20 protein-coding genes are annotated in these 22,752 nt (G+C 72.9%); 10 read left to right on the forward strand and 10 right to left on the reverse strand.

The window, feature by feature from the left end:
* The first annotated feature begins 56 nt into the window (after positions 1-56).
* Complete coding sequence (locus PVK74_RS15075) at positions 57-566, forward strand: hypothetical protein (RefSeq protein ID WP_043328906.1); 510 nt, start codon at positions 57-59, stop codon at positions 564-566.
* A 12-nt stretch (positions 567-578) separates the two neighbouring features.
* Complete coding sequence (locus PVK74_RS15080; protein ID WP_043328904.1) at positions 579-1,436, forward strand: class F sortase; 858 nt, start codon at positions 579-581, stop codon at positions 1,434-1,436.
* A gap of 9 nt (positions 1,437-1,445) precedes the next feature.
* Here the strand turns inward: PVK74_RS15080 and PVK74_RS15085 are convergent, their stop codons facing one another.
* Positions 1,446-1,985 carry an HNH endonuclease gene (locus PVK74_RS15085; protein ID WP_030502198.1) on the reverse strand — a complete coding sequence of 180 codons (540 nt, stop codon included), beginning with the start codon at positions 1,983-1,985 and terminating at the stop codon, positions 1,446-1,448.
* Positions 1,986-2,185: 200 nt separating this feature from the next.
* Positions 2,186-3,640, reverse strand: coding sequence for a D-glucuronyl C5-epimerase family protein (locus tag PVK74_RS15090; protein ID WP_274476639.1), 1,455 nt, complete (start codon positions 3,638-3,640; stop codon positions 2,186-2,188).
* A 177-nt stretch (positions 3,641-3,817) separates the two neighbouring features.
* Between PVK74_RS15090 and PVK74_RS15095 the strand changes: the two genes are divergently transcribed.
* The 3 genes from PVK74_RS15095 to PVK74_RS15105 all read left to right on the forward strand — a co-directional run bounded on the left by PVK74_RS15095 (position 3,818) and on the right by PVK74_RS15105 (position 6,948).
* Positions 3,818-4,873, forward strand: coding sequence for a mechanosensitive ion channel family protein (locus tag PVK74_RS15095; protein ID WP_223201338.1), 1,056 nt, complete (start codon positions 3,818-3,820; stop codon positions 4,871-4,873).
* A 236-nt stretch (positions 4,874-5,109) separates the two neighbouring features.
* Entirely contained in the window at positions 5,110-6,483 is a 1,374-nt protein-coding gene (locus tag PVK74_RS15100; RefSeq protein WP_064448651.1) for an MFS transporter, read from the forward strand.
* A gap of 78 nt (positions 6,484-6,561) precedes the next feature.
* Positions 6,562-6,948: a globin gene (locus PVK74_RS15105; protein ID WP_274479282.1), complete on the forward strand. Its 387-nt coding sequence runs from the start codon at positions 6,562-6,564 to the stop codon at positions 6,946-6,948.
* A gap of 12 nt (positions 6,949-6,960) precedes the next feature.
* Here the strand turns inward: PVK74_RS15105 and PVK74_RS15110 are convergent, their stop codons facing one another.
* The 4 genes from PVK74_RS15110 to ettA form a co-directional block, all read right to left on the reverse strand.
* The gene (locus PVK74_RS15110) at positions 6,961-7,545 is read right to left on the reverse strand and encodes a type III secretion system chaperone family protein (RefSeq protein ID WP_043328898.1); all 585 of its coding nucleotides are present in this window, start codon (positions 7,543-7,545) and stop codon (positions 6,961-6,963) included.
* A 131-nt stretch (positions 7,546-7,676) separates the two neighbouring features.
* Positions 7,677-8,342 carry a DUF8185 domain-containing protein gene (locus PVK74_RS15115; protein WP_274476642.1) on the reverse strand — a complete coding sequence of 222 codons (666 nt, stop codon included), beginning with the start codon at positions 8,340-8,342 and terminating at the stop codon, positions 7,677-7,679.
* On the reverse strand, positions 8,339-8,782 hold the full coding sequence (locus PVK74_RS15120) for an acyl-CoA thioesterase (RefSeq protein WP_043328894.1): 444 nt from the start codon (positions 8,780-8,782) through the stop codon (positions 8,339-8,341). The genes PVK74_RS15115 and PVK74_RS15120 overlap by 4 nt, the downstream gene beginning before the upstream one ends.
* On the reverse strand, positions 8,775-10,451 hold the full coding sequence (gene ettA, locus PVK74_RS15125; RefSeq protein ID WP_043328893.1) for an energy-dependent translational throttle protein EttA: 1,677 nt from the start codon (positions 10,449-10,451) through the stop codon (positions 8,775-8,777). Before ettA ends, PVK74_RS15120 begins: the two co-directional genes overlap by 8 nt.
* A 213-nt stretch (positions 10,452-10,664) precedes the next feature.
* Here ettA and PVK74_RS15130 point away from each other — a divergent pair, with 213 nt between their 5' ends.
* From PVK74_RS15130 to otsB, 4 genes are all read left to right on the forward strand, one after another.
* Positions 10,665-10,949: a hypothetical protein gene (locus PVK74_RS15130; RefSeq protein WP_043328891.1), complete on the forward strand. Its 285-nt coding sequence runs from the start codon at positions 10,665-10,667 to the stop codon at positions 10,947-10,949.
* Positions 10,946-11,338: a hypothetical protein gene (locus tag PVK74_RS15135; RefSeq protein WP_187693234.1), complete on the forward strand. Its 393-nt coding sequence runs from the start codon at positions 10,946-10,948 to the stop codon at positions 11,336-11,338. The genes PVK74_RS15130 and PVK74_RS15135 overlap by 4 nt, the downstream gene beginning before the upstream one ends.
* Positions 11,339-11,479: 141 nt before the next feature.
* Positions 11,480-12,880: an alpha,alpha-trehalose-phosphate synthase (UDP-forming) gene (locus PVK74_RS15140; protein WP_043328887.1), complete on the forward strand. Its 1,401-nt coding sequence runs from the start codon at positions 11,480-11,482 to the stop codon at positions 12,878-12,880.
* Complete coding sequence (gene otsB, locus PVK74_RS15145) at positions 12,877-15,477, forward strand: trehalose-phosphatase (RefSeq protein WP_043328885.1); 2,601 nt, start codon at positions 12,877-12,879, stop codon at positions 15,475-15,477. The genes PVK74_RS15140 and otsB overlap by 4 nt, the downstream gene beginning before the upstream one ends.
* Before the next feature lie 20 nt (positions 15,478-15,497).
* Here the strand turns inward: otsB and cobA are convergent, their stop codons facing one another.
* The 3 genes from cobA to cobC are packed head-to-tail and all read right to left on the reverse strand — an operon-like array spanning position 15,498 to position 18,888.
* Entirely contained in the window at positions 15,498-16,739 is a 1,242-nt protein-coding gene (gene cobA, locus PVK74_RS15150) for a uroporphyrinogen-III C-methyltransferase (RefSeq protein WP_274476647.1), read from the reverse strand.
* Entirely contained in the window at positions 16,736-17,806 is a 1,071-nt protein-coding gene (gene cobT / locus PVK74_RS15155; protein ID WP_274479283.1) for a nicotinate-nucleotide--dimethylbenzimidazole phosphoribosyltransferase, read from the reverse strand. Before cobT ends, cobA begins: the two co-directional genes overlap by 4 nt.
* Positions 17,806-18,888 (reverse strand): Rv2231c family histidinol phosphate aminotransferase CobC, encoded by a 1,083-nt coding sequence (gene cobC / locus PVK74_RS15160; RefSeq protein WP_274476648.1) that lies wholly within the window; start codon positions 18,886-18,888, stop codon positions 17,806-17,808. The genes cobT and cobC overlap by 1 nt, the downstream gene beginning before the upstream one ends.
* A gap of 121 nt (positions 18,889-19,009) precedes the next feature.
* On the opposite strand from cobC, the gene PVK74_RS15165 reads away from it, so the two are divergent.
* Positions 19,010-21,142, forward strand: coding sequence for a transglycosylase domain-containing protein (locus PVK74_RS15165; RefSeq protein WP_064448656.1), 2,133 nt, complete (start codon positions 19,010-19,012; stop codon positions 21,140-21,142).
* Positions 21,143-21,254: 112 nt separating this feature from the next.
* Here the strand turns inward: PVK74_RS15165 and PVK74_RS15170 are convergent, their stop codons facing one another.
* Positions 21,255-22,625 (reverse strand): cobyrinic acid a,c-diamide synthase CobB, encoded by a 1,371-nt coding sequence (locus tag PVK74_RS15170; protein WP_064448657.1) that lies wholly within the window; start codon positions 22,623-22,625, stop codon positions 21,255-21,257.
* Positions 22,626-22,752 lie beyond the last annotated feature (127 nt).

Here is a 22,752-nt window from a genome sequence, read left to right on the forward strand (position 1 = left end):
AGCCGCCGCTGCCCGTCAGTGGGTCCGGCGCACCGTCGCGCCGGGAGGGGGGAACCATGCGAGGGCTCCTGTCACACCGCGTGCTGTCGTCCGTACTGGGCCTGTTCGGCCTGGTCGCGACGTTCGTCCTGGCGACCGCGCCACCGGCGCGGGCCGGCGAGAGCGTGTTCATCGAGGTGACGCCGAACAGCGTCCAGGCCGGTTCCCGGGTGAGCCTGCGGGCCGGCTGCGACAACAGCAACAACCGTCAGGCCCAGGTCACCTCGGACGCCTTCGGGCGGGTGACGCTGCGGCCCGACAACGGCTTCCTCACCGGCTCGGTCACCGTGCCCGGCAACAAGGCGCCCGGCGACTACCCGGTGAACCTGGACTGCTCCAACGGCAACACCGCCTCGACCATGCTCACCGTGCTGAACATGGCGCAGCCGAGCAAGGGACCGGCGACCGGCGGTGGGGGCGCCGCAGGCGGCCGGGGCACCGGCTCGCTGCTGCTGGTCGGCGGGCTGGTGGCGGTGGCAGTGGTGGCCGGTGTGAGCGCCCGCCGCAAGACCGGTAACCGCGTCTGACGAGGCGCCGACATGGCCCGCAAATCGCGCCGCCGGGACCGCGCCGGCCCGGCGGCGGACCGCACCCGCCGTCGCGCCGCCGGCCGCCGGCCGCCGGAGCGCGCGAAACGGCTCCGGGCCGCGCTGCGGCTGACGTCCCGGGCCGCGCGCCGGTTCGCCCATGTCGCCGGGCACGCCTTCACGGCCAGCGTCACCACCGCCGACCCGCGGCCGGTCCCGGCCCGCGCCGCACCGGCCACCACCCGCCGGTACGCCCCGAGCCGCAACCCGGGTGTCCCGGTGCTCGTGGTGGCGAGCGTGATGGCGCTGATCGTGGCCATGCTCGGGCTGGAACGGGTGACCGGGGTCAGCGTGCTGCCGGACCGGATCGTCGCCGGCCTGCGCCCGCCGCCGAAGAAGTTCCCGGTGCTGCCGGCCAGCCCGCCGACCGACCTGAGCATCGGCAAGCTCGACCTGCGCGCGCCGGTGCACCGCGTCGGAATCGCGCCGGACGGCAGCATCGACGTGCCGGACGTGGACCGGGCCGGCGAGGTCGGCTGGTACGACCAGGGCCCCACCCCCGGCCAGTACGGCCCGGCGGTGCTCGTCGGGCACGTCGACACCACCACCGGGCCGGCCGTCTTCCACGGGCTGAAGAACCTCGACGACGGCGACCGGATCGAGGTGACCCGCGAGGACCGCTCGGTGGCGGTGTTCGAGGTGACCTCGATCGAGCGGTACGGCAAGGAGAAACTGCCGGTGGAGGACGTCTACGGCGACTTCAGCCGGCCCAACCTGCGGCTGATCACCTGCGGTGGGCGCTGGGTGGGCGGCGAGACCGGGTACGCGGACAACCTGGTCGTCTACGCCTCGCTGGTCAAGGCGCGCTGAGCGCTCCGGTCAGGCCGCCTCGGACTCGGGCTCGCGCAGGTCGAGCCAGTCCGCCCAGCGCGGGTCGGGCGCGCGGTGCCCGAGAACCCGCCAGGCCGCCCCTTTCGGGGCGGCCGGCAGGTGGTGCAGCCGCCAGCCCAGCTCGGCCGGCGTCTTGTCGCCTTTGGTGTGGTTGCACCGCGCGCACGCGGCGACCACGTTCTCCCAGGCGTGCCGGCCACCCCGGCTGCGCGGGAACACGTGGTCGATGGTCTCCGCCGGCCCCCGGCAGTACGCGCACCGCCACCCGTCGCGGGCGAACACGGCCCGCCGGGACAGCCCGACGTGGGTGCGGTAGGGCACCCGGACGTAGCGGGTCAGGCGTACCACAGAGGGCACCGGTAACGCGTTGCGCGCGCTGTGCAGGATGCCCTCACCGTCGGCGACGCAGATCGCCTTGGCGGAGAGCACGAGGATCGCGGCACGACGCACCGACACGACGCACAGGGGTTCGTAGGTGGCGTTGAGAACGAGCGCACCGGAGCCCGCCGTGGGTCGTATGTCAGGCATCGCGCTCACCCTCCCGGTCCAGCCGCTCCCGCCGTCTGCGCGCCGGAACCGCCCGCGAACAGCGCGGAACGAATTCCGACGCCGGCCGGATCACCGACGTCCGTTGCGCCAATAGTCCCTGATCGCGCCCTCGATTGCACGCACGAATCTGCAAGCGGCCCGCCGGATCACCCGCACCGGGGCGGTCCGGCGCGCTCGCGCTACGCCGTGCCGACGCTACGCAGGGTGCCCAGCCGGACCCACTGGCCCTCGTGCGGGCCGGCGGCCAGGCGGTAGTGCTGGACGCCGTCGATGGCGGCGCGCAGATCCACTGTCACGGTGTCACCGACGGCGAGGCCGGCGGTCACCGCCGTCACCTTCCCGGCGTCGTCCAGGGAGTACGCCCTGCCGGGCGCGGCGACGACCACCGCCGAGCGCGGGATGCGGTAGCCGATCGGCGCCGCTCTCCCGATCTGGTACGACCGGCCGGGGATCTCCTGGACCAGGTAGCCGCTCAGGCTCCCCTCGCTGATGTCGTACCAGATGCCGGTCTGCCGCATCACCTTGTGCCGTTCCGTGGAGGCCGCCTCGGTCGGCCTGGTCAGGGAGATCCGCTTGCGGTCCAGGACCGTGCCGGACGCGTCGAACTTGTAGCCGACGTGGTCCCCGGGGGCGAGCCGGATCGTTCCGGACACCCCGTAGGTGGGGTGGTCGGAGTAGAACAGGTCCATGATCCCGGCGAAGGTCGGGTCGCCGGTGATCGCGTGCAGCACGGCGTGCTGGATGATGTGCGTCGAGTGGTACATGCCCGCGTCCTTGCGGTGGGTGAGGCAGTACCGGCTCCGCCACTGGCGGGTGCGGACGAGGTGGTGGGCGTCCCGGGCGGTGGTGATCGCGCCCTGGAGCATCTGGCGGGCCCGGGCGTCGCGGCTCAGGCTCCAGTAGTCCCAGAGCCCGAAGGCCGAGAAGACGTGCCCGTTGTAGGTCTGGTCGCCGCGCACCCGCGTCGGGTGGGCGTACTCCTCAAGCCAGAGCAGCCCGTCCTTGACGTACACCCCCCACGGCAGGCCGCCCACCGGTGGGAGCAGGTAGGACGCGAACGTCGAGTCGGCCGCCTGCCGCCAGTGGGTGCGCTCGCCGACGATCTGCGCCAGCCGGACGAAGAGGCTCATCGCCTGTCCCTGGGCCATCATCGAGTACCACGGCGTCTCGTAGACGTCGGTGCCGCGGTGCATGGCGTGCCGGAACCGGTACGGGTAGAACCAGGCGTCCCGCCGCACGACCCGCCTGTCGATCAGGCGCTGCGCCTGCGCCATCGCCCGCTTGAGGTACACCTGATCGCCGGTGACCCGGTGACTCTCCAGCAGGTTGATGCCGTACTGGGCCTGGGCCACCGGATGGTCGTAGAGCTTCCCGGTGAGCAGCGCCATGCGTACGCCGTGCTCGTCGTGCGTGCCCGTGTCGACGAGCGGCAGCCGCACCCCGCTGTAGTAGGGCCGCTGCCCCTGCGGCAGATCGCGGATCTCGAACGGGTCGCTGCGGAACTTGACCGGCGATTCGGCAGACAGTTTCGCCGCCCCGGTCGCCACCAGCGGCGCGGCGCCGGCCGCCGCCACCACCGTCAGCACCTGACGACGGGACCAGGATCGGCGCGCGCCTAAGAGTTCCTCCGTCATGTCGCTTTTCCCCTTGCTCCGCCCAGCTGCGCGCTGGACGGCCAGTCGCGGGGCCCCCGTGCGGGCCGGGGCGTTTTTTGCCGCCCCCCGGTACAACGGAGCAGGAAGCAGGGCGGGTTGCCCGGCCGGCGGTGGGTCCGCGCCGGACGGGCGACGCGGGTGCGGTACGAAAGCACTGTGAATCTCTCCGACCTGATCTCCGCCCTGCTGTCCGCCGTCTCCGACCGGCGGCCGGACTGCCAGGGCAGCAGCTCCTGCGAGTGGGTGTACCGGGTCACCGACTCCGCCTGGTTCGCCGAGAGCAGCTACTGGATCCTGTTCAAGCCGCTGCGGGTGGCGCTGATCCTGCTGCTCGCGGTGGCCGCCCGCTGGGCGCTGCACCGGACCATCAACCGGCTGGTGCGGACCACCACCGACGGCGCGGTGCCGACCATGCTCCGCCCGCTGCGGGAACGGATTCCCAGCGCCACGCCCGACCCGGACCAGTTCGTGCCGGAGCGGCGGCGGCAGCGGGCCGAGGCGATCGGGTCGGTGCTGCGCAGCATGGTCACCGCGTTCGTGTTCGGCATCGCGTTGCTGATGGTGCTCAAGGAGTTCAGCTTCGACCTGGCCCCGCTGCTGGCCAGCGCGGGCATCGCCGGCGTGGCGCTCGGTTTCGGCGCGCAGAGCCTGGTCAAGGACCTGATCGCCGGCCTGTTCATGTTGATCGAGGACCAGTACGGCGTCGGTGACACGGTCGACCTCGGCGAGGCGACGGGCGTGGTGGAGGCGGTGGGCCTGCGGGTGACCACGGTCCGTGACGGCCGCGGGGTGCTCTGGTACATCCGCAACGGGGAGATCGTCCGCGTCGGCAACAAGAGTCAGGGCTGGGCCCTGGTCGTGGTCGACCTGCCGATCGGCTTCGCCGGCACCGAGGAGGCCACGGCGGTGCTGCGTACCGCGGCGGCGTCGGTGGCGCTGGACCCGGAGCTGGCGCCGAAGATCGTCGAGGCGCCGGAGGTCCTCGGCGTCGAGCAGATCACCGTGGACGGCACGGTGATCCGTACCGTCGTCAAGACCACCGCGGACGGGCAGTTCGCGGTGGGCCGGGAGCTGCGCCGCCGCCTCGCCGAGGCGCTGGAGAACTCCGGGATCACCGCGCAGATCGCGGCGGCCCGGCTCTTCCCCGGGCTGCCGCCCCAGACGCCGGCGACGCCCACGGCCGAGGGCACGGGGACCAGCGGACCCACCTGAGTCGCCGGACAAGCCGGACTATTTTCCGGGGGTCGCGCTCCGCGCGGCCCCTCGGGTATCGTCCGTTCGGTTCAGTCGGAGATGCGACGATCAATCCGTTCACCCTAGCCAGTTGTCAGACGATCGGGCAGAATCCGGTGAACACGCTCCACCGGGGAGCGTGCTCGTGTCCTCGCTGATCGGTTGATCTGACGACGGTTCCCGGTCGGGCCATCACAAGTGGTCGACCAGGAACGATGGAGGCGACGGTGTCCGACGAGCGACCCGCCCAGGAGGGCCCGGCCACCTTCCGCGACGTGTTCGGTCAGCCGGAGTTCCGGGCGCTCTTCGCCGCCAACATCCTCTCCTGGGTCGGCGACTATCTCGCCAAGGCCGCGGTCACCGTGCTCGTGCTGCGCGAGACCGAATCGGTCGCGCTCTCCGCCGCCGCGTTCGCGGTCAGCTATCTGCCCTGGCTGCTCGGTGGCCCGTTGCTCTCCGCGCTCGCCGAGCGGCACCGCTACCGCCGGGTCATGGTGATCTGCGACCTGATCCGGATGGCGCTGATGGTGCTCGTCGCCATGCCGTTCATGCCGGCCTGGTCGGTCCTCGCGCTGATCTTCCTGGCCACGCTCGCGAATCCGCCGAGCCAGGCGGCGCGCTCGGCGGTGATGCCGCAGATCCTCACCGGCGACCGGCTGGTGGTGGGCCTGTCCGCGTTCACCAGCGCGTCCCAGGCCGCCCAGGTCGTCGGCTACCTGATCGGCGCGACCATCGCCGCGCTGAACCCGAACGCCGCGCTGCTCGTCAACGCGGCGACCTTCGCCCTGTCGGCCCTGCTGGTCCGCGTCGGCGTACGCGACCGGCCGTCGACGATGACCGCGAAGCACCGCAGCCACCTGCTGCGGGAGACCGGCCAGGGCTTCCGCATCGTCTTCGAACGGCCGGTGCTGCGGGCCATCGCGATGCTGGTGTTCAGCGCGATGCTGTTCTCGATCGTCCCCGAAGGGCTGGCCGCCGGCTGGGCCGCCGAGCGCACCGACGGCACGATGGACGCCGGCACCGCCCAGGCGGTCATCATGGCCGCCGGTCCGGTCGGATACGTCCTCGGCGGGGTGATCATCGGGCGGCTGATCGCCCCGGCGCGCCGGTTGGCGCTGATGCGGCCGCTGATGGTGATCGCGCCGGCGGTGCTCGTGCCCGCGCTCCTCGACCCGGCCCCGTCCGTGGTGGCGTTGCTCGCCGCGGCGTGCGGCTTCGCCGTCGCCGGGCTGGTGCCGGTCGCCAACGGGCTGTTCGTGCAGGCCCTGCCGGACGGCTACCGGGCCCGGGCGTTCGGGGTGATGGCCACCGGCACCCAGGTCATCCAGGGCGCCGCGGTGCTCGCCACCGGCGCCCTCGCCGAGCGGTTCTCCGTCCCGTCGGTGGTCGGCGCGTGGAGTGCGGCGGGCGTGCTGCTGATGCTCGTCGCGGCGTTCGCCTGGCCTCGGCCGCGCACCATCGACGCGGCGATCGCGGCCGCCCGCGCCGAGTCGGCCCCGGACGCCGCCGCACCCACGCACGCCGCGCGTGGCCCGGCGGCGGGCGACCGGGGCCGGGAGCACGGCCGGCGCCGGCACGCGGTGACGTGATCCGCGCCGCCCCGCGGGCGGGCGCGACCGCGGGGGCGCACCTGGCAGGATGGAAGCGTGACTTCCCCAGGCGAGTCGATGACCCTCTTCGAGGCGATCGGCGGTGAACCGGCCTTCCGCAAGCTGGTGGACGAGTTCTACGCCGGCGTCGCCGAGGACCCGCTGCTGCGGCCGATGTACCCGGAGGAGGATCTGGGCCCGGCGGCGGACCGGCTGACCCTCTTCCTCATCCAGTACTGGGGTGGGCCGCACACCTACTCCGAGCAGCGCGGGCACCCCCGGCTGCGGATACGGCACGCCCCATTCCGGATCGGCGCCGCGGAGCGCGACGCCTGGTTGCTGCACATGCGCCGGGCGGTGGACGCGCTGGACCTGCCGCCGCAGCTCGCCGGCGCGCTCTGGGACTACCTGGAGCGGGCCGCCTACTTCATGGTGAACGTGATGGAGGACCCGGCGGCCGGCTGAGCCGCCCGGCTCTCAGAGCAGCGCGCCCTCGTCGTGCAGCCAGTCGACGAACGTGGTGGCGACCGCGGCGCCGCAGTCGAGCATCTCGACGAGCAGCGCGTCGTGGGCCCCGGCGCCGAGCGGGACCTGGAGTTCGGCGTAGATCGGGAGCTGGCCGCGCTCGGTCGGGTCGCCGATGTACGCCTTGCAGAAGCGGCGGGTGTGGTTCCACTCGTTGACCACCCGGTACGCCCGGTCGGCCCAGTCCGGCGGGACGGTGGCGTGCGGGCGGGCCCGCATCACCAGGATCTCGTCCTCCGGGCCCTCCAGCGCGACGAGCACGGCGTGCCGCTCCCACATGGCCAGCAGGTTGCCGCCGCCGTCGGCCAGGTAGCGCACGTCCAGCAGGTCGAGCGCGTCGCAGACCCGGCTCAGGGTGACCGGGGCGACAGTGGCCGGCATGTCCGCCAGGGCCGGGCGCTCGGGTGCCGGCGCGTCGTCTCCCGGCTGGCGCGGGGTAGGTGGCCCCACCCGGATGGTGTCATCCACTGTGACTCCGCTTCGAGTCTCCGGTTCGCCGCCAGCGGCGGGACCAGGGCGCCATGACCACCACGGCATCGCTCGCGCACCTCACTCCCCAGCGGATCCAATCGCCTACGGTGCGTTGGATCCGAGGAAGGACGGTACCCGGACAGGCGGCATGAGGCATCCCCCCAACGGCCGCCCCAAACCGGAAGGCCGATGATGGGTCATACTTTCGGCTGACCCGGCATCGGCCTGAGTGCAAGATCGGCGACGGTACGCGACCACACCGCCCCGAACGGACCGACGAGCCCGGCCCACCGGCCGGCGACCCGCACCTGAACGTCGTCCTCGCCGCTACCGGCGAAGCCCATCCGGACCAGACCCTGCACCAGCCGCTGCGACACCTCCACCGGCGTGCGCGGGTCCTCGTCCGGCGTCACCACCACGGCGACGTGGTCCAGCAGCGCGTCCCGCAGCACCCGCTGACCCACCGCGCGGCCGGCCACCCCGTGCGTGGCCGCCTCGCGCAGCGTCCCGGCCGCCGCCTCCGCGATCCGGCGCAACTCCGCGCCGGGCAGCGTCTCCACCACGCGGCTGGCAGCCGGTGGGAGCTGCCAGCGCCAGCCGTCGTCCCGCCGTACCGGCAGCGCCGCGCCCCCGGCGGAGAGTTCGGCCAGCAGCTCCCCCGCGGCCACAGTGACGTCACCGGGGGCGGCGCCGGGCACGGTACGGACCACGAGCACCCCCCAGGGCAGCCGCGCCCAGAGCGCCGTACGCCCGGCGCCGGGCACCGGCCGCAGGCGGACCACCGTGGCCGGGTCGAACCGGACCAGCCGGGCCAGGAAGGCCCCCGCGTCGGCCACCCCGGTCAGCCCGTGCCCGGTCGTCATCCGCTCAGCCCCGGCGCGTAGCGGAGCAGGAACGCGCGCTCGTCCGGCGAGATCCGGCGTGGCCGCTGGGCGGCGAGGTCGAACGGCACCAGCACCGACCGGGCGGTGCTGGCCAGCGTGTCGCCGTCGTACAGCTCGTAGGCGACCGAGAACGAGGCGTTGCGGATCTGGTCCACCCACAGCTCGATCCGCACGGTCGGGGCCGCCTCCGCGCTGGCCCGGCCGAGCGCGTAGTCGACCGGGCGCAGATAGTCGACCTCGTGCCGGCGGATGACCACCCCGTCGGCGAACGAGCCCACTCCCCACGCCCGGCCACCGGCGAACATCATCGCCACCCGGGCCTCCTCGTAGAGCGTGAGGAAGCGGGCGTTGTTGACGTGGCCGTACGCGTCCAGGTCGGACCAGCGCAACGCGCAGTGGTAGACGAAGCGGTCAGTCACGGGTGAGCTTGCGGTAGGTCACCCGGTGCGGCCGGGCCGCCTCGGCGCCGAGCCGGTCGATCTTGTTCTTCTCGTACGCCTCGAAGTTGCCCTCGAACCAGAACCACTTCGCCGGGTTCTGGTCGTCGCCCTCCCAGGCCAGGATGTGCGTGGCGACCCGGTCCAGGAACATCCGGTCGTGGGAGATGACCACGGCGCAGCCGGGGAACTCCAGCAGCGCGTTCTCCAGGCTGGACAGCGTCTCCACGTCCAGGTCGTTCGTCGGCTCGTCGAGCAGGATCACGTTGCCGCCGATCTTCAGCGTCAGCGCCAGGTTGAGCCGGTTGCGCTCGCCGCCGGAGAGCACCTTCGTCGGCTTCTGCTGGTCCGGCCCCTTGAAGCCGAACGCCGCGATGTACGCCCGGGACGGCATCTCGACCTTGCCCACCATGAGGTGGTCCAGCCCGTCGGAGACGACCTCCCAGACCGTCTTGTCGCCGTCCAGGCCCTGCCGGTTCTGGTCGACGTACGACAGCGAGACCGTCTCGCCGACCCGGACCGAGCCGCTGGTCGGCTGCTCCAGCCCGACGATGGTCTTGAACAGCGTGGTCTTGCCGACGCCGTTCGGGCCGATGATGCCGACGATGCCGTTGCGGGGCAGCGAGAACGACAGGTCGTCGATCAGCACCCGGTCGCCGAACGCCTTTGTCAGGTTCTGCGCCTCGATGACCGTGTTGCCCAGTCGCGGGCCCGGCGGGATCTGGATCTCCTCGAAGTCCAGCTTCCGGGTCTTCTCCGCCTCGGCGGCCATCTCGTCGTAGCGGTCCAGGCGGGCCTTGGACTTGGTCTGCCGAGCCTTGGCGTTCGAGCGAACCCACTCCAGTTCCTCGGACAGCCGCTTCTTCATCTTGGCGTCGCGGCGTCCCTCGACGGAGAGCCGGGCGGCCTTCTTCTCCAGGTAGGTGGAGTAGTTGCCCTCGTACGGGTAGGCCCGGCCGCGGTCCAGCTCCAGGATCCAGTTGGCCACGTTGTCCAGGAAGTACCGGTCGTGGGTGATCGCCAGGACGGTGCCGGCGTACTTGGCCAGGTGCTGCTCCAGCCACTGCACGCTCTCCGCGTCCAGGTGGTTGGTGGGCTCGTCGAGCAGCAGCAGGTCCGGCGCCTCCAGCAGCAGCTTGCACAGCGCGACCCGGCGGCGCTCTCCACCGGAGAGCTTGGTGACGTCGGCGTCCGGCGGCGGGCAGCGCAGCGCATCCATCGCGAGTTCGAGCTTGGAGTCGATGTCCCACGCGTCGGCGGCGTCCAGCTCCTCCTGGAGCTTGCCCATCTCCTCCATCAGCTCGTCGGAGTAGTCGGTGGCCATCTGCTCGGCGATGGCGTTGAACCGCTCCAGCTTGGCCTTGGTCTCGGCGACCGCCTCCTCGACGTTGCCGAGGACCGTCTTCTCCTCGTTGAGCGGCGGCTCCTGCGCGAGCATGCCGACGGAGTAGCCGGGCATGAGCCGGGCCTCGCCGTTGCTCGGCCGGTCCAGCCCTGCCATGATTTTGAGGAGGCTGGACTTACCGGCGCCGTTCGGACCGACCACCCCGATCTTGACACCCGGCAGGAAGTTCAGCGTCACGTTGTCGAGCACGACCTTGTCGCCGTGCGCCTTGCGCGCCTTGTCCAGGACGTAGATGAACTGGGCCACGGTGCGGGCTACCTCCGTCGGTTGCGTTCGCGGGCTTGTCGGGTGCGGGGCGCGGGCGTCGATCTCCGCCCGCCGCCGCCGGCCGGGAGCCGGCCGCACGCACGCCGCCGTCAATCCTGACAGGTACGGACCGCCACGCCCACATCACCCCACCCCAGGGGTACGGCGGCGCGCCTCCTTGCCGGCGCGGGTATGACTGAATAGCCTTGGCGTATGACCAAGAAGATCGCCGTGAGCCTGCCGGACGACGTCGCGGAGCGGCTGGCCAAGGAGCCGAACGTGTCCGCCTTCGTAGCGCGCGCCGTGCGTCGGCAGATGGCCGGCGAGCAGACGCGGGTGCTGCTCGCTCGCGCCGGTGTCACGATCACCGACGAGGACGTGGCCCGGGCCCACGCGGAGATGCAGCAGCTCACCGCGAGTATCACGCCCGAGCTTCGTGAGCGGGCCAGCCGGCTCCAGTCGGAGGTCCTTGCGGCCAGGGCGAAGGCGCGGCGGTGACGCAGTTCGGCCTGGCGCTCGACACGGCCGCGCTGCTGGCCTATGCCTCGGGCGCCAAGGACGTCGGTGCGAGGATCGCCGAGGCCGCCGACTACGCGCGTGACGTGCTGGTGCCCGCCCTCTGCCTGGCGCATGCAAATCAGCAGGCCACGGCTCCGCAGTGGGAGCTTCTGGAACTGCTGGCCGCCCTGCCGCAGGTGCAGATCACCCCCGTGGAACCTGACATGTGCGCCTACCTCGGAGGCTGGTCGCGGCGGATGACCGGGCGGATGGATCTCGCGCAGCTGGCCATGGAGGCCGCCGCCAATCCGCTCGTGCCGATCGTGACGGACCGGCGGGAGCTGCTCGGTGAGGTGCTGCCGAAGGAGTGGCCGATCATCGACCTCTGAGCCACCGGTGTCGACAAGATCACGCGGTGGGTTCGGCGGTTCTGGGACGGGTAGGTAACTCCGGCACGGGGGAACAGAGGCCGCAGCTACGCTCAGTACGCTCATCGCGGTGGACCCGTCAGTACCCGGAGGTGGCCGATCGTGACCGTCCGTAGCTCCTTTGTCGTAGTGGCCAACCGCCTGCCGGTCGACGAGGTGAGCACACCCGAGGGGCGGCAGTGGCGGCGCAGCCCGGGCGGGCTGGTGACCGCGCTGCACCCGGTGCTCGCCGAGCACCAGGGCACCTGGGTGGGGTGGGCCGGCGGCACCGGCGCCGCGCCCGAGCCGTTCGACCTGGAGGGCATCCGCCTGCACCCGGTGCCGTTGAGCGCCGAGGAGCTGGAGCGCTACTACGAGGGCCAGTCGAACGCGACGATCTGGCCGCTCTACCACGACGCCGTGGAGACACCCGCGTACAAGCGCCGCTGGCGCGAGGCGTACCGGTTGGTGAACGCCCGGTTCGCGGAGGCCGCGGCCGACGTGGCGGCCGAGGGCGCCACGGTCTGGGTCCAGGACTACCAGCTCCAGCTGGTGCCGGCGATGCTCCGCGAGCTGCGGCCGGACCTGCGGATCGGCTTCTTCCTGCACATCCCGTTCCCGCCGATCGAGCTGTTCATGCAGATGCCGTTCCGCACCGAGATCCTGCGCGGCCTGCTCGGCGCGGACCTTGTCGGTTTCCAGCAGCGGCTGGCGGCGCAGAACTTCGTCCGGCTGGCCCGGCACCTGCTCGGCCTGCGCTACGAGGGCCAGATGATCCAGGTCGACGGCCGGCAGGTGAAGGCGGGCGCGTTCCCCATCTCGATCGACACCAAGGAGATGGAGCGGCTGGCCGAGGACCCGGCGATCCAGGCCCGCGCCAAGCAGATCCGCGAGGAGCTGGGCAACCCGAAGACGATCATCCTGGGCGTCGACCGGCTCGACTACACCAAGGGCATCGAACTCCGCCTGAAGGCCTTCCGCGAACTCCTCGCTGACGGAAAGTTGACAGTTCCGGACGCGGTTATGGTGCAGGTCGCCACGCCCAGCCGCGAGCGTGTGGAGCACTACCAGGCACTTCGGGTGAAGGTGGAACGCGAGGTTGGCCGGATCAATGGTGAATTCGGCCGGGTCGGCGTGCCTGCAGTGCATTATCTGCATCAGTCGTACAGTCGCTCCGAACTGGCCGCGATGTACGTCGCGGCCGACGTCATGATGGTGACCCCGCTGCGAGACGGAATGAATCTGGTGGCCAAGGAGTACGTCGCATCGCGCGCCGACCAGGGCGGCGCGCTCGTGCTCAGTGAGTTCGCCGGCGCTGCCACCGAGCTGCGCCAGGCGTTCCTGTGTAATCCGCACGACCCGGACGCGGTGAAGGACGCGTTGCTGCGGGCCGTGCATGTCGAAAAGCCCGAAGCCCGCCGCCGGATGCGCGTCATGCAACGCCATCTGCGCAGCCACGACGTGGGCCACTGGGCCAAGTCGTTCCTCAGCGAGCTCGGCGTCGGAGATACGGAGGCTGCGTGACCTCGCCCGCCCTCGCCGCCGCACACGGCGGCGTGCTGGATCCCGAACTGCGTGCCGCGATCGGCCGCATCGCCCGGGTTCCGCAGCTTCTGGTCGCCTGCGACTACGACGGCACGCTCGCGCCGATCGTCGAGGACCCGAGCAAGGCCGTTCCGCTGCCGGAGTCGGTGGCCGCGGTACGCGCTCTGGCCTCGCTGCCGCAGACCAGCGTCGCGGTGGTCTCCGGCCGCGCGCTGCGCGACCTGGCCACGCTCTCCCGGCTGCCCAGCGAGGTGCACCTCGTCGGCAGCCACGGCTCGGAGTTCGACATCGGCTTCGTCGAGCGCCTCACCCCCGAGCTGATCGCGGTCCGGCACCGGCTCCGCGAGGCGCTGCGGGAGATCGCCGCCGAGCATCCGGGCATCCGCCTGGAACGCAAGCCCGCCAGCGTCGCCGTGCACACCCGCGGCGTCGACCCGCACACCGCCGCCCGGGCCGTAGAGGCGGTCCGCAACGGGCCGGCGACCTGGGACGGCGTGACGGTCACCCAGGGCAAGGAAGTCATCGAGCTGTCGGTGGTGGTCACCAACAAGGGCACCGCGATCGACCAGCTCCGGACCCAGCTCGCCGCCAGCGCGGTGCTGTTCATCGGCGACGACGTCACCGACGAGAACGCGTTCGGCAACCTGACCGGGCCGGACGTCGGCATCAAGATCGGCCCCGGCGAGACCCGCGCCGACTACCGGGTGTCCGAGCCGATCGAGGCGGCCCGCGCACTGGGGCTGCTGCTGGAGACGCGGCGGCACTGGCTGTTCGGCGAGCGGGCGGTGCCGATCGAGCGGCACTCGATGCTCGCCAACGGCCGTACCGTCGCGCTCGTCACGCCGGAAGCGAAGATCACCTGGCTGTGTCACCCGAAGCCGGACTCGGCGGCGATCTTCGCCGACCTGGTCGGCGGCAGCCCGGCCGGGCACTTCACGGTCGGCCCGGAGCGCGGCGGCATCCCGCTCGGCCAGCGCTACCGCAGCAACACGATGACCGTCGAGACCCGCTGGTCCGGCCTGACCGTGACCGACTGGCTCGACCTACCGGTACGGCAGACCACGCCGGACGACCCGGCCGTGGTCAGCGGCGACTCCACACTGGTCCGGGTGCTCAGCGGCACCGGGCGGGCCCGCGTCGAGTTCGCGCCGAGGCCCGAGTTCGGCCAGGTCGCGGTGCAGCTCCAGCCGCTCGACGACGGCCTGCTGGTGCTCGGCTCCAACGAGCCGGTCGCGCTGCACTCCCCCGGCGTCGAGTGGGAGGTCACCAACGACGCCGGGTACGAGACCGCGAAGGCGGTGGTCGACCTGTCGGCGGCCGGCGGCCAGGTGGTGCTGGAGCTGCGCTTCGGCACCCAGAGCCTGGAGCCGCACCGGCTGCCGGTGCACGAACGGCAGGCCGCCGCCGAGCAGCCCTGGAAGGACTGGGTGGCCTCGCTGCGGCTGCCCGCCACCGCCCGGGACCTGGTCGCCCGCAGCGCGCTGACGCTGCGCGGGCTCTGCCACGAGCCCACCGGCTCGATCCTCGCCGCGGCCACCACGTCGCTGCCCGAGGAGCTGGGCGGTGTCCGCAACTGGGACTACCGCTACTGCTGGCTCCGGGACGCCGCGATGACCGCCCGCGCGCTGGTCGACCTCGGCTCCACCGAGGAGGCCGAAGGTCTGCTGCGCTGGATCGACGGCGTGGTCGAGCGCACCGGCGGGCACCCGGAGCGGCTGCACCCGCTCTACACGGTGGACGGCTTCGAGCTGGGCGCCGAGGCGGTCATCGACACGCTGCCCGGCTACGCCGGCTCCCGGCCGGTACGGGTCGGCAACCTCGCCAACCACCAGCTCCAGCTCGACGTGTTCGGCCCGGTCGCGGACCTGATCGCGGCCGTCGCCGACGCCCGGGGCTCGATCCGGGACGACGAGTGGCGGGTGCTGGAGAACATGGTCGAGGCGGTACGCCGCCGCTGGCACGAGCCCGACCACGGCATCTGGGAGGCCCGCCTCCCCCCGCGGCACCACGTCTTCTCCAAGGTCATGCTCTGGATGACTGTGGACCGGGCGCTGCACGTCGTACGGCGGCACGGCGGCGAGGACCGGCCCGAGTGGGTCGAGCTGCGCGACCGGATCGCCTCGAACGTGCTGGAGCACGGCTGGCACCCGGAGGCCGAGGCGTACAGCGTCGCCTACGGCTACGAGGAGATGGACGCCTCGTCGCTGTGGATCGGCATCTCCGGGCTGCTCGCCGGTGACGACCCGCGCTTCCTCTCCACCGTGCTCAAGATCGAGGCGGAGCTGCGCAGCGGGCCGGTCGTCTACCGGTACCACTGGGACGACGGCCTGCCCGGCCGGGAGGGCGGCTTCCACATCTGCACGTCGTGGCTGATCGAGGCGTACCTGCGCACCGGCCGCCGGAGCGACGCGGAGGAGCTGTTCACCCAGATGGTCGACACGGCCGGGCCGACCGGGCTGCTGCCGGAGCAGTACGACCCGCTGGCCGAGCGCGGGCTGGGCAACCACCCGCAGGCGTACAGCCACCTGGGCCTGATCCGCTGCGCCCTGCTGCTGGACAACATGCTCAAGCAGTAACGCCGTACGAGGGCGGAGGGTCAGTCGGGGGTCAGGGCGTGCACCACGTCGCCTACCACCACGATCGCGGGTGGGCGCAGGGCGGCGGCCTCGACGTCGGCGGCGACCGCGCCGAGCGTGGAGCGCAGCGTGCGCTGGGCCGACGTGGTGCCCTCCTGGATCACCGCGGCCGGGGTGTCCGCCGGCTTGCCGTGCGCGATCAGGGTGGCGCTGATCGCGGCGAGGTTCTTCAGCCCCATCAGGATCACCAGCGTGCCGCGCAGCCCGGCCAGGGCGTCCCAACGCACCAGCGACGCGGGCGCGTCGGGCGCGAGGTGCCCGGAGACCACTGTGAACTCGTGCGCCACTCCCCGGTGCGTCACCGGCACGCCGGCCACCTCGGGCACCGCGATCGCGCTGGTCACGCCGGGTACCACAGTCACCGGTACGCCCGCCTCGGCGCAGGCCAGCAGTTCCTCGCCGCCCCGGCCGAAGACGTACGGGTCGCCGCCCTTGAGCCGTACCACGACCTTGCCGGCCCGGGCCCGGTCCACCAGGATCCGGTTGATCTCCTCCTGGGCGCGCGACGGCCCGTACGGGATCTTGGAGGCGTCGACCAGCTCGACGTCGGGGCGCATCTCGTCCAGGAGCAGTCCGGGCACGAGCCGGTCGGCGACGACCACCTCGGCCTCGGTGAGCAGCCGCCATCCCTTCACGGTGATCAGCTCCGGGTCGCCCGGACCGGATCCGACGAGCGCGACGCGGCCGCCGGTGTTAACAGGGGTCCCTTCCTCTACCGCAGGCGTTAACGGGGGGCCCTTCCTTCCGAGCAACTCCCGGACGGCGTCGCGGACTGCCATCGCGCGGCGGGGGTCGCCGCCGCCGAGGACCGCAACCGTCACCGGGCCGTGCCGGGTCACCGCCGGCGTCCACGCGCTCGCCGCCGTCCGGTCGTCGGCGCGTACGCAGAAGATCCGCCGCTCGGCCGCGGCGGCGCTGACCGCGGCGGCGGCGGTCCGGTCGTCCACCGCCACCTGGACCAGCCACGCGCCGTCCAGGTCACCGGGGGCGAACCGGCGCGGCTCCCAGTGCAGCCGCCCGGCGTCGACGTGGGCACGCAGCGCCGGCGTCAGTTCGGGCGAGACCAGCAGGACGTCCGCGCCGGCGTCGAGCAGCGCCGGCACCCGCCGGGTGGCGACCGCTCCCCCGCCCACGACGACCACGCGCCGCCCGTCCAGCCGCAACCCCAGGGGGTACGGGCTGGGCGACGTCGGTCCGGTCACTTCTCCGCCACCCCGGCGGAGTCGAACGTCGCCACCTCGTGCAGTACCCGGACCGCGCCGGTGACCACCGGCAGGGCGAGCAGCGCCCCGGTGCCCTCGCCGAGCCGCAGCCCCAGGTCGATCAGCGGCTCCAGTCCGAGGTGCCGCAGCGCCGCCGTGGCGCCCGGCTCGGCGCTGCGGTGCCCGGCCACCATGGCGCCCACCGCGTCCGGCGCGAACGCGGCGGCGGCGACCGCGGCGCTCACCGCGATCACGCCGTCGAGCAGCACCGGGACCCGGCGCGCGGCGGCGCCGAGGATCAGGCCGGTCAGCGCGGCGTGCTCCAGCCCGCCGACCGCCGCGAGGACGCCCAGCGGGTCGGCCGGGTCGGGCTCGTGCCGGGCCAGCGCGGCCCGCACCACCGCCACCTTGCGGGCGTACGTCTCGTCGTCGACCCCGGTGCCCCGGCCGGTGGCCGCCTCGGCGTCGACGCCGGAGAACGCGGCGATGAGCGTGGCGGACGGGGTGGTGTTGCCGATGCCCATGTCGCCGGTGAGCAGGATGCCCGCCCCGGCGTCGATCAGCTCGCCCGCGACCCGGATACCGGTCTCGACGGCCGTGCGGGCCTCGTCCCGGGTGAGCGCGGCGGTGACCGTCATGTCGCGGGTGCCGGCGCGGACGTTCGCGGACACCAGACGCGGCCCGGCCGGGTCGGCGGACTCGGCGCCGGGGATCGGGGTGGCCAGGCCGACGTCCACCACCGTGACCGAGGCGCCGGCCTGGCGGGCGAACGCGTTCACCACGGCGCCGCCGGCCAGGAAGTTGGCGATCATCTGGGCGGTGACCTCCTGCGGCCACGGGGTCACGCCCTGGGCGTGCACGCCGTGGTCACCGGCGAAGATCGCCACCGCGGCCGGCTCGGGCAGCGGCGGCGGGCAGGCGTCCGCCAGCCCGGCGAGGCGTACCGAGAGCGGCTCCAGGGCGCCGAGCGAGCCCGCGGGCTTGGTCAGCCGCCCCTGCAACTCGCGGGCCGCCGCCATGGCGGCCTCGTCCAGCGGCCGGATCGCCGCGACTGTGGACTCCAGCATCATGCCTCCAGGATCCGTGCCAGCGTCTCGATGAACGCGTCTGTGGTGCCCCTGTCGCGTACGGCGATCCGGAGCCAGTCCGGGCCGAGCCCGGGGAACGTGTCGCCCCGGCGTACCGCCCAGCCGTGCGCGCGCAGCCGCTCCCGCACGTCGGCGGCGCCGGCCACGTGGATCAGGACGAAGGCGGCGGCGGGGCGGCCCGCCACGCGTACCCCGGGCAGGCCGGACAGGCCGGCCACCAGGTGGTCGCGGTCGGCGGCGAGTTCGGCGGCGATGGCGCGTTCGGCGGCGACGGCGGCCGGCGCGGCGCAGGCGGTGGCGGCGGCGAGCGCGGGGGTGGAGACCGCCCAGAGCGGCTGCGCGGCGGCGAACCGGGCCAGCAGCGCGGGGTCGCCGAGCAGGTAGCCGATCCGCAGCCCGGCCAGGCCCCAGGTCTTGGTGAGGCTGCGCACGACCACGAGGCCGGGCAGGTCGCGACGCGCGGCCAGGGACTCGGGCTCGCCGTCGACGCCCGGCGCGGTGGTGGTGTCGGCGAAGGCCTCGTCGACCACGAGCACCCGTCCGGGGCGGGCCAGCGTGGCGATCGCCTCCACCGGGTGCAGCACGGAGGTCGGGTTCGTGGGGTTGCCGATCATGACCAGGTCGGCGTCTTCCGGGACGCTCGCCGGGTCCAGGCGGAAGCCGTCGGCCGGGTCGAGCAGCACCCGGTCCACCCGGTGCCCGGCGGCCCGCAGCGCGGCTTCCGGCTCGGTGAACTGGGGGTGCACCACGACGGGGTGGCGGACGCCGGACAACGCGCGGGCGATCAGGACGAAACCCTCGGCGGCGCCGGCGGTGAGGAGTACCTCTTCCGGGGGTCGCCCGTGCCGGTGAGCGACGGCGGCGCGGGCCGGCGCCGGGTCCGGGTACGCGGCCAGGTCGCCCAGCGCGGCGGTGACCGGGTCGGCCAGCCAGTCCGGCATCGGGGCGCGGCGCACGTTGACCGCCAGGTCGACCAGGCCGGGCGTGGCCTCGGCGTCCCCGTGGTGGCCCAGGTCGGGCTCGTCGAGCGCGGCGGCGCTCCCGGTCGATGGTGCGGGCATGTCCGCGATCCTGCCGGGTAGCCGCCGCCCGGGACAGCGCATCCCGGCGTGGGTCGCGTCACGGTCCGCCGGTTTATGAGTTCTTCTCATTTCCGAATCGGAAATGTCATAGCTTGACCCCGTGAGCAGTCGTCCCCTTGCTTCCGCTGGCCGTCTCGTTCCTCTTCTCCGCGCCGGGCTGATCGCCGGCATCGTGGTCGCCGCCGCCCTGTATCCGCTGGTCGCCGTCACCGGCATCGGGGCCAAGGCCACCGCGCACGCGATCGAACAGAAGACGAGCATCCTCAAGACCGCGCTGCCGGCCGAGACCTCGTACGTCTACGCGCCGGACGGCAAGACGGTGCTGACGATGTTCTACGAGGAGTACCGGCAGTACACCAAGATCGAGAACATGTCGCCGAACATCCAGCAGGCGATCGTCGCCGCCGAGGACAACCGCTTCTACCAGCACCACGGCGTCGACCCGAAGGGCGTGGCGCGAGCTTTCGTCTCCAACGCCCGATCCGGCGGCGTCTCCCAGGGCGCCTCGACGATCACCATGCAGTACGTGCGGATGGCGCTGCGGGACAGCGCGACCACGCCCAAGGAGGTCCAGGAGGCGACCCAGCAGACCAGCCTGCGCAAGGTCAAGGAGATGCGCATGGCGCTGGACATCGAGAAGCACCTGACCAAGGAACAGATCCTGGAGCGCTACCTCAACTCGGCCTACTTCGGTCACCGCGCGTACGGGATCTACGCCGCCTCGCAGATCTTCTTCTCCAAGACGCCGGCCACGCTCACCCCGGTCGAGGCGGCCACGCTGGCCGGGCTGGTGAAGTCGCCGTCGGAGTACGACCCGATCACCTCCGACCAGAAGGAGGCCACCGGCCGGCGCAACTACGTGCTGGACAACATGGCCCGCCTCGGTTACCTGTCACCCGACGCCGCCGCGGCGGCCAAGGGCCAGCCGATCAAGCTGAAGCTGACCGACCCGCCGAACGACTGCGCCGCGATCGACGGCGGGCACCGCAGCTGGGGCTTCTACTGCGACTACCTGAAGAACTGGTGGAGCGCCCAGCCCGCGTTCGGCGAGAACCGGCTGGAACGGATGGACAAGCTGCGCCGCGGCGGCTACCGGATCGTGCTCGCGCTCGATCCGAAGACGCAGGCGGCGGCGGAGAAGAACGTGGGCGCCAAGGACAACACCGGCAGCCCGTTCGCCAACGGCATCGTGGTCGCCGAGCCCGGCACCGGGCGGATCAAGGCGATGGCGGTGAACCGGAACTACTCGCTGGACCTGGCCGAGAACCCGAACAGCTCGAACCCGGAGGCCGGACCGAAGGTCAAGGCGAACTACCCGAACACGGTGGCGCCGCTGCTCGGCGGCGGGACGCTCCCGGGCTACCAGGCCGGTTCGACGTTCAAGATGTTCCCGATGCTCGCCGCGCTCAACGCCGGGATGCCGCTGTCCACCGCGTACGACTCGCCGTACACGTACAAGTCGGCCGTCTACGACGGGTGGGCCCCGTCGAACGCCAGCGGCGCGATGACCGGGCGGCAGACCATGTGGTCCGGGTTCGGCAAGTCGGTGAACACCTACTTCGTCCAGCTGGAGGAGAAGATCGGCGCGGACGCCGGGGTGCGGCTGGCCGAGCAACTGGGGCTGCGCTGGCGTACCGACGTGGACAAGGAACAGGCGTCGCCGGGCAAGGCGAAGAAGTGGGGCGCGTTCACGCTCGGCGTCTCCGACGCCACCCCGCTGGAGATGGCGAACGCGTACGCCGCCATCGCCGCCGACGGGCGCTACTGCGAGGCGATCCCGGTCAACGCGATCATGAACCGGGACGGCACACCGGCCACGTACAGCACGCCGGGCGGGGTGCAGCGGGAGGTCGCCAAGCCCCGGTGCCGCCAGGTGGTGAACGCGGACGCGGCCCGGGCCGCCACGGACGCGGCGCGCTGCCCGACCGGCGACACCCCGGCGAAGGGGAGCTGCGGCGGCTGGTCGACGGCCGACAGCGTCCGCGGCACCGTGGGCCGGCCGGTCGCCGGCAAGACGGGTACGACGGACAGCACCCGGTCGGCGTGGTTCGTCGGCTACACGCCGGAGCTGGCGGCGGCGAGTTTCATCGCCGACCCGGACAATCCGTTCAACGCGGTGGGTGACGGGCAGTCGCAGATCCCGGTGAACGCGGTGGCGCAGACCCTGCGGGATTCCCTGAAGGGTCAGCCGACCCGCCAGTTCACCCCACCCTCGGACCAGATAGTCGGCTGACCCGCCCCGATCCGCCCGGGGGTGCGCCCGGGTAGTCGATCAAGGAGTTTGCGTCCGGATCGCCTGATCCGCCGACGCGAGCTCCTTGATCGACGTTTCCGTCACCTTGCGGTCAGGCGGGCGCCGGCACGGGCGCCAGCGCGGCGGCCACCAACCGGGCCGCGACGTCCGGGTGCGCGGCCCAGTGCGGCACGAGCTGCGAGGCGTGCACGGCCTGCCGGACGAAGCCCTCCGGGTTGCCGCCCTCCCAGCGCCAGGCCGGCCGCTCACCGGCGCGCGGCGTGAGCACTGCCGCGTGCTGCTTGTGCCCGGTCACCGTCGTACCGGCCGGGGCCACCACGCTGTCCGTGACCGCCGTGGCCGTGCGGTAGCCGACCACCAGGCCGTCCCGGACCGTGCCGACCGCGTCGAGCACGCCGCACATCGGCAGGCCGTCCAGCTCCCGGGCCAGCCAGAGCAGGCCGGCCCCCTCGGCGATCACCGGACGGCCCGAGCGGGCCAGCTCGGCCACCGCGATGCAGAGGCGGCGGTTGGCGGAGAGCTGCTCCGCGTACGTCTCGGGCAACCCGCCGCCGACGACGAGCGCCCGCGCCCCGGCGGGCAGCGCCTCGTCGCGCAGCGGATCGAGCGTGACCACCTCGGCGCCGGCGGCGCGCAGCAGCTCGGCGACCTCCGGGTGGCTGTAGGCGCCGGCCGGGCCGCCGGCCAGCGCGACCACCGGGCGCTCCGCCGACGCCGCCGGGGCGTCGGCCGGCTCCGGCGACCACGCCTGAACGGTAAGCGCCGGGGCGGACCGGGCCAGCACCAGCAGCCGGTCGAGGTCGACGGTGGCGGCCACCGCCTCCCCGAGCCGGCGTACGCCACGTTCGGCGTCGGCGTCGCCGCGCACCACGGGACCGGTGCCGTACCGGCGGGCGGGCAGCACCGGCGGCAGCTCGTGCCGGCGCAGCGCCCCGTAGACCGGCACGCCGACGTCGTCGAGCGCCTCGCGCAGCAGCGCCTCGTGCCGGGGCGAGGCCACCCGGTTGAGGATCACGCCGCCCAGCCAGAGCTCGTCGTCGTACGCCCGGAAGCCGTGCACCAGCGCGGCCACCGACTGGCCCATCGCGGCCACGTCCACCACGAGCACCACCGGGCTACGCAGCGCCGTGGCCACCGCCGCCGTGGACTCGCTCTCCGGCCGCCCGGCGACCGAGTCGTAGAGGCCCATCGTCCCCTGGACCAGGGCGAACCCGGTCCCGGCCGCGCCGTGCGCGAAGAGCGGGACGATCCGCTCCGGACCGACCAGCCTCGGATCGAGCGTGCGCCCGGGACGGCCGGCGGCGAGCCCGAGGTACGCCGCGTCCACCTGGTCCGGCCCGACCTTGAAGCCGGCCACCGGGAGATCCCGGTCGGCGAGGGCCGCCAGCAGGCCGAGAGAGACGGCGCCGGTGCCGTGACCCGAGGAGGGCGCACTCAGCACGACGCGCGGCACGTCGGTCATCATCGACTCCTGATGTGGGTGGTTTCCGCCCGCGTGACCATACCCGTCCGGCCCGGCCCGCGACGTCCGCGCGTACCGCCGTTTCTGCCCGGCGACGGCGAGTGGCATCGCTCATACGGGTAGCCTT

The organism is Micromonospora chalcea (assembly GCF_028768405.1).
GTDB classification, from domain to species: domain Bacteria; phylum Actinomycetota; class Actinomycetes; order Mycobacteriales; family Micromonosporaceae; genus Micromonospora; species Micromonospora chalcea.

Bases quoted from the DNA above. Each gene is read 5' to 3' on its own strand.
- PVK74_RS15100 (WP_064448651.1), top strand. From the start codon at position 5,110: ATGGAGGCGACGGTGTCCGACGAGCGACCCGCCCAGGAGGGCCCGGCC.
- PVK74_RS15080 (WP_043328904.1), top strand. From the start codon at position 579: ATGGCCCGCAAATCGCGCCGCCGGGACCGCGCCGGCCCGGCGGCGGAC.
- PVK74_RS15130 (WP_043328891.1), top strand. From the start codon at position 10,665: ATGACCAAGAAGATCGCCGTGAGCCTGCCGGACGACGTCGCGGAGCGG.
- PVK74_RS15105 (WP_274479282.1), top strand. From the start codon at position 6,562: ATGACCCTCTTCGAGGCGATCGGCGGTGAACCGGCCTTCCGCAAGCTG.
- cobT (WP_274479283.1), bottom strand. From the start codon at position 17,806: ATGCTGGAGTCCACAGTCGCGGCGATCCGGCCGCTGGACGAGGCCGCC.
- PVK74_RS15075 (WP_043328906.1), top strand. From the start codon at position 57: ATGCGAGGGCTCCTGTCACACCGCGTGCTGTCGTCCGTACTGGGCCTG.
- cobC (WP_274476648.1), bottom strand. From the start codon at position 18,888: ATGCCCGCACCATCGACCGGGAGCGCCGCCGCGCTCGACGAGCCCGAC.
- PVK74_RS15115 (WP_274476642.1), bottom strand. From the start codon at position 8,342: ATGACGACCGGGCACGGGCTGACCGGGGTGGCCGACGCGGGGGCCTTC.
- PVK74_RS15170 (WP_064448657.1), bottom strand. From the start codon at position 22,625: ATGACCGACGTGCCGCGCGTCGTGCTGAGTGCGCCCTCCTCGGGTCAC.
- PVK74_RS15110 (WP_043328898.1), bottom strand. From the start codon at position 7,545: ATGCCGTGGTGGTCATGGCGCCCTGGTCCCGCCGCTGGCGGCGAACCG.
- PVK74_RS15085 (WP_030502198.1), bottom strand. From the start codon at position 1,985: ATGCCTGACATACGACCCACGGCGGGCTCCGGTGCGCTCGTTCTCAAC.
- PVK74_RS15090 (WP_274476639.1), bottom strand. From the start codon at position 3,640: ATGACGGAGGAACTCTTAGGCGCGCGCCGATCCTGGTCCCGTCGTCAG.